This is a genomic window from Streptomyces sparsus, assembly GCF_054776295.1.
Map to the genome: position 1 here is coordinate 1 of NZ_BAAHCA010000300.1, position 5,163 is coordinate 5,163.

Below are 5,163 nucleotides of genomic sequence, written 5' to 3' on the forward strand. Positions count from 1 at the left end.
CCCCGAGCGCGGCCGCCCGGCCGGCGCGGACCTGCACGGAACGGGAACGCCCCGACGGCACGTGAGGTGCCGCCGGGGCGTTCGCGCTGCGCACAGGGCAGCGAGCGCGGATCAGCGCTTGCTGTACTGGGTGCCCTTACGGGCCTTCTTCAGACCGGCCTTCTTCCGCTCCACGGCACGCGCGTCACGGGTCAGGAATCCGGCCTTCTTCAGCGGGGCGCGGTTGTTGTCCACGTCCGCCTCGTTCAGCGCACGGGCCACTCCCAGGCGCAGGGCGCCGGCCTGGCCGGAGATGCCGCCGCCGGTGATGCGGGCGACGACGTCGTAACGACCGTCGATCTCGAGCACCTTGAAGGGCTCGTTGACTTCCTGCTGGTGCACCTTGTTGGGGAAGTAGCCCTCGAGGGTGCGACCGTTGATCTTCCACTGGCCGCTGCCCGGCACGATGCGAACGCGCGCGATGGCGTTCTTGCGCCGGCCGGTGCCGCCTGCGGGCTGCGGGTCGCCGAAGCGGGACGACAGCGACTCGGTGGTGTACTCGTCGGTCTCGGGGGTCTCGGTGGTGTACTCCTCGACCTCGTCGGCGACAGGGGTCTCAGCGGTGGTCTCGGCCACGGTATTCCTCAGCTTCTCTTCGTCTGTACGGTGGCCGGACTTACTGCGCGACCTGGGTGATCTCGAACGGAACCGGCTGCTGGGCAGCGTGCGGGTGCTCGGCACCCGAGTAGATCTTCAGCTTCGAGAGCATCTGACGGCCCAGGGTGTTCTTGGGAATCATGCCCTTGATGGCCTTCTCGACGGCCTTCTCGGGGTTCTTCTCCAGCAGCTCGTCGTAGCGGACGGACCGCAGGCCGCCCGGGTAGCCGGAGTGGCGGTAGGCGAGCTTCTGGGTCCGCTTGTTGCCGGAGAGGTGCACCTTGTCGGCGTTGACGATGATGACGAAGTCACCCATGTCAACGTGCGGGGCGTAAACGGGCTTGTGCTTGCCCCGCAGAAGGTTGGCGGCCTGGGAGGCCAGCCGGCCCAGGACGACATCCTGGGCGTCGATGACGTGCCACTGGCGCTGGACGTCGCCGGGCTTGGGGCTGTACGTACGCACGGTCGTAGCCTTCGCTTCTTCAGTGAGTGGGTCCTGACAAGGCCACCAGGCAGATCACAACAGCCGTGACCGCACATCGGGACGCAACCGAGTGCAGATCGCTGGTCATCGACCGGTAGGCCGGTGTAAGGGCCCCTCACGTGAGAATGAGCAAGCCAATACACATAACGAACCGGCAGAATACCGCTCCGCACCCGTACGGGTCAAAACCGCTGCCGGACGGGGCACGAGGGCACCCGGGCGGCGTCACCGCTCGGGCCGTCCGGAACCGCCGCCGGGGAGGAGGCTGGTCCTACGATGATCGACATGCTCGCCTTCGCGCTGTCCGCGGCGCTCCTGGCCCTCTTCCTCGTCAGCGTACGCGCCGACCGGCGGCGCTTCCGCAACGCGGTCCTGCTGGGCCTGTGCCTGACCAGCCTGCTCCTGGGCATGCTGCTCCAGATCCCGCACCTGCCGCCGGCGGTGGCCGACGTGGTGCTGACGCTGGTCTTCCTCGTCCCCGCGCTGGGCATGCTCGCCCTCGGCGTCTTCCTCGTCGCCAACGGCCTGACCATGGTCAGGAAGGAGGGCGGCGGCCTGCCCAACCTGCTCTCGCTGCTCACCGGGCTCGCCGTGTTCGCGCTGATCGCACTGCTGCTGGCCGTCCGCAACGGCGGCCCCCCGGCACTCGACGGGTTCGCCACCGCCGCGGTGCTGGTCAGCGCGTACGTCTCGTTCCTCTTCGCCTGCTTTCTCGGCTACGCCTTTCTCTACGGCCGGATCGCGGTGCGCGGCGACGTCGACTACGTCGTCGTGCTGGGTGCCGGGCTGCTGGGCGGCGAGCGGGTGTCGTCGCTGCTCGCGGGCCGGCTGCGGCGCGGCCGGCAGATCTACCTCGCGCAGACCGGACGCGGCAGCCGTCCGCCGCTGCTGCTCACCTCCGGCGGACAGGGCCCGGACGAGAAGGTCCCCGAGGCACGGGCCATGGCGGACTGGCTGCTGGCACGCGGCGTTCCCGAGGAGCACCTGCGACTGGAGGAGCGCTCCCGCAACACGCGCGAGAACCTGGAGTTCAGCCAGGGGCTGATGCTGCGGGAGAAGCCCGGCTACCGGTGCGTGGTCGTCACCAACAACTTCCACGCGTTCCGCGCCGCGATGACGGCCCGCCGGGCCGGCGTCAACGGCCAGGTGCTCGGCTCACCGACCGCCCGGTACTTCTGGCCCAGCGCCACCATCCGCGAGTTCGTCGCGGTCTTCTGGGAGCACCGCGTCGTCAACCTGCTGGTGTGCGCCCTGCTGCTGGCGCCGGGCGTGCTGGTGACGGTCAACGGCTGAGCGGGGCGCAGCCGAGCGGGTGCGCGGCCGGTGGCGGCCGGTGGCCGCCCGGAGCGGCGACCTCACTTCCGGGGAAAGCCGGAGGTGTCGAACGTGACCGTCCGGCCGTCCGCGAGGGGCAGCTCCACCCGTTCGCCGAACGGGGTCTCCTCCCGCCGCCCGTAGCCCGACGGACGCGGCTCGTCCAGCAGGATGCACAGCGCGCGGAACGGGTCGACGATCACGTAGGACGCGACACCGAACCGGCCGTACTTGGCGACCTTGGTGACGTAGTCGTTCGGGTCGTCCGGTATCGACACGAACTCGACCACCGCCAGCACGTCCGTGCAGACGTAGCGGTCGCCGTGCCGCACCTGCCGCCACCGCAGCCCACGTTCCCACGTGAGCCGCCTCACATGCCCCCCTCGCCGTGCCTCGGCGGCGGCCCCGCGGCCGGACGGCAGGTGGCCGTCCGTCCCGGGGCCACCGCCCAGGAACGGTCAGCGGGCGCGGACGACTCGGCCCTCGTCCCACACCGGCTCGGGCGTCTCGCGGACGCGGCCGTCGGCGCCGAACAGCAGGTAGCGGTCGAAGCCGCGGGCGAACCACCGGTCGTGGGTGACGGCGAGCACCGTGCCCTCGTAGGCCTCCAGGCCCGTCTGGAGCGCTTCGGCGCTCTCCAGGTCCAGGTTGTCCGTCGGCTCGTCCAGCAGCAGCGCCGTCGTCCCGGCCAGCTCCAGCAGCAGGATCTGCAACCGGGCCTGCTGGCCGCCGGACAACCGGTCGAAGGGCTGCTCGGCCTGCCGGTCCAGCTCGTAGCGGCGCAGCGCGGCCATCGCCTGACCGCGGTCCTTGGCGTGCTCCGTCCACAGGATGTCCAGCAGCGTGCGGCCGGCCAGCTCGGGGTGGGCGTGCGTCTGCGCGAAGTGGCCGGGCACCACCCGCGCGCCCAGCTTCCACGCCCCGCTGTGAGCGACGTCCTCACCGGCGAGCAGCCGCAGGAAGTGCGACTTGCCGGACCCGTTGGAGCCCAGCACGGCCACCCGCTCGCCGTAGTAGACCTCCAGCGTGAACGGCTTCATCAGCCCCGTCAGCTCCAGGTCCGTGCACGTCACCGCGCGCACGCCGGTACGGCCGCCGCGCAGCCGCATGGTGATCTCCTGCTCGCGCGGCGGCTCCTGCGGCGGGCCGGCCTCCTCGAACTTGCGCAGCCTGGTCTGCGCCGCCTGGTAGCGGGACGCCAGGCCGTCGTTGAACGCCGCCTTGTTCTTGAGGGTGTTCACCAACTGCTTGAGCTGGGCGTGCTTCTCGTCCCAGCGGCGGCGCAACTCCTCGAACCGCGCGAACCGCTCACGCCGGGCGTCGTGGTACGTCGCGAAGCCGCCGCCGTGCACCCACACGTCGGAACCGGCCGGGCCCGGCTCGACACTGATGATCTTCTCGGCGGACCGGGCGAGCAGCTCCCGGTCGTGCGAGATGAACAGCACCGTCTTCTTCGTCTCGCGCAGCCGCTCCTCCAGCCAGCGCTTGCCCGGTACGTCCAGGTAGTTGTCCGGCTCGTCGAGCAGCAGCACCTCGTCCGAGCCGCGCAGCAGCGATTCCAGCACCAGCCGCTTCTGCTCACCGCCGGACAGCGTGCGCACCTGCCGCCACTGGGCCTTCTCGTACGGCACTCCGAGCGCGGCCATCGTGCACATGTCCCAGCGGGTCTCGGCCTCGTAGCCCTGCGCCTCCGCCCAGTCGGCCAGCGCCTGCGCGTAGCCCATCTGCGCGGCCTCGTCGTCGCGCTCCATCAGCGCCAGCTCGGCCGCGTCCACGGCCTGCGCGGCGGCCCTGATACGCGGCGGCGCCACCGAGACCAGCAGGTCGCGCACGCTGCGCTCGTCCCGCACCGAGCCGACGAACTGCGGCATCACGCCCAGCCCGCCACTGACGGTGACCGAGCCGCCGTCGGCGGTCAGCTCACCGGCGATCAGGCGCAGCAGCGTCGTCTTGCCGGCACCGTTCGCCCCGACCAGCGCCACCGAGGCGCCCTCGCCGACCCGGAACGACACGTCGTCCAGCAGCACCCGCCCGTCCGGCAGTACGAACTCCAGATGCGCGGCTTCGACGTGTCCCATGGGGCCTGATTGTGACGGCCGGACGCACCGGACACCAACCGGGTTTTCGGGGGTGGCCGCTACTGCCCCTCGCCGTCGGCCCGGGGGTCGGCGCTGATCACGAACGTCCCCTTGTGCGGCAGTGTCGCGACCAGGCCACGGCGGCGCAGCTCGCGCAGAGCTCGCCGGGCGGTTCCGATGCTCACCCCGTGGATCTGCGTCATCGCACGCTCTCCGGGCAACGCGGCACCGGTCGGAAGCTTGCCCGATTCGATGTCCGCAGCGATGACGTCCGCGAGCTTCTCGTATTCGTAGCGCGGCAACTCGGTCATACACCCAGCGTGCCGCGCCCCGGGGCGTCCTGGAACACCAGGACGCGTCCGGACGCACACAACCGCACAGGGACTCGGAGGGGTGCAAGGGGACGCACTTCTCGCTAGAGTGATCGCTGCAACGACCAGAAGACCCCCGCGACAGGGCCAACTGTCCGGGGGCGTGGCCAACAGCTGAATGAGGAGCTGCTGACGTGACTCACCCTAGCCTTCGGGCGCTCACCTCCCTGCTTCGACGGGCGTTCCCGCCCCGGGGGCGGCACCGCCGCGACGCCACCGCGCCTGACCCCGCGCTGACGGCTCCCGGCCCCCGCCCCCGGCCGTCCATGGGGCCGCTGCC

At 71.0% G+C, this 5,163-nt stretch carries 6 protein-coding genes; 1 reads left to right on the top strand and 5 read right to left on the bottom strand.

The window, feature by feature from the left end:
- Nucleotides 1-111: 111 nt before the first annotated feature.
- Both rpsI and rplM read right to left on the bottom strand, forming a co-directional pair.
- On the bottom strand, nt 112-615 hold the full coding sequence (rpsI, locus tag ACYVE9_RS14815; protein ID WP_461028309.1) for a 30S ribosomal protein S9: 504 nt from the start codon (nt 613-615) through the stop codon (nt 112-114).
- Between the two features lie 40 nt (nt 616-655).
- Nucleotides 656-1,099: a 50S ribosomal protein L13 gene (gene rplM / locus ACYVE9_RS14820; RefSeq protein WP_461028310.1), complete on the bottom strand. Its 444-nt coding sequence runs from the start codon at nt 1,097-1,099 to the stop codon at nt 656-658.
- Nucleotides 1,100-1,405: 306 nt separating this feature from the next.
- Here rplM and ACYVE9_RS14825 point away from each other — a divergent pair, with 306 nt between their 5' ends.
- Entirely contained in the window at nt 1,406-2,413 is a 1,008-nt protein-coding gene (locus ACYVE9_RS14825; protein WP_461028314.1) for a YdcF family protein, read from the top strand.
- 62 nt (nt 2,414-2,475) lie between these two features.
- On the opposite strand, the gene ACYVE9_RS14830 is transcribed toward ACYVE9_RS14825, so the two are convergent.
- The 3 genes from ACYVE9_RS14830 to ACYVE9_RS14840 form a co-directional block, all read right to left on the bottom strand.
- Entirely contained in the window at nt 2,476-2,808 is a 333-nt protein-coding gene (locus ACYVE9_RS14830; RefSeq protein WP_461028311.1) for a Uma2 family endonuclease, read from the bottom strand.
- 84 nt (nt 2,809-2,892) lie between these two features.
- Nucleotides 2,893-4,512: an ABC-F family ATP-binding cassette domain-containing protein gene (locus ACYVE9_RS14835; RefSeq protein ID WP_461028312.1), complete on the bottom strand. Its 1,620-nt coding sequence runs from the start codon at nt 4,510-4,512 to the stop codon at nt 2,893-2,895.
- 59 nt (nt 4,513-4,571) lie between these two features.
- Nucleotides 4,572-4,823 carry a GntR family transcriptional regulator gene (locus ACYVE9_RS14840; RefSeq protein ID WP_461028313.1) on the bottom strand — a complete coding sequence of 84 codons (252 nt, stop codon included), beginning with the start codon at nt 4,821-4,823 and terminating at the stop codon, nt 4,572-4,574.
- Nucleotides 4,824-5,163: the final 340 nt, after the last annotated feature.

Excerpts from the sequence above, each read along its gene's own strand:
- ACYVE9_RS14825 (WP_461028314.1), top strand. The coding sequence starts at position 1,406 with ATGCTCGCCTTCGCGCTGTCCGCGGCGCTCCTGGCCCTCTTCCTCGTC.
- ACYVE9_RS14840 (WP_461028313.1), bottom strand. The coding sequence starts at position 4,823 with ATGACCGAGTTGCCGCGCTACGAATACGAGAAGCTCGCGGACGTCATC.
- ACYVE9_RS14835 (WP_461028312.1), bottom strand. The coding sequence starts at position 4,512 with ATGGGACACGTCGAAGCCGCGCATCTGGAGTTCGTACTGCCGGACGGG.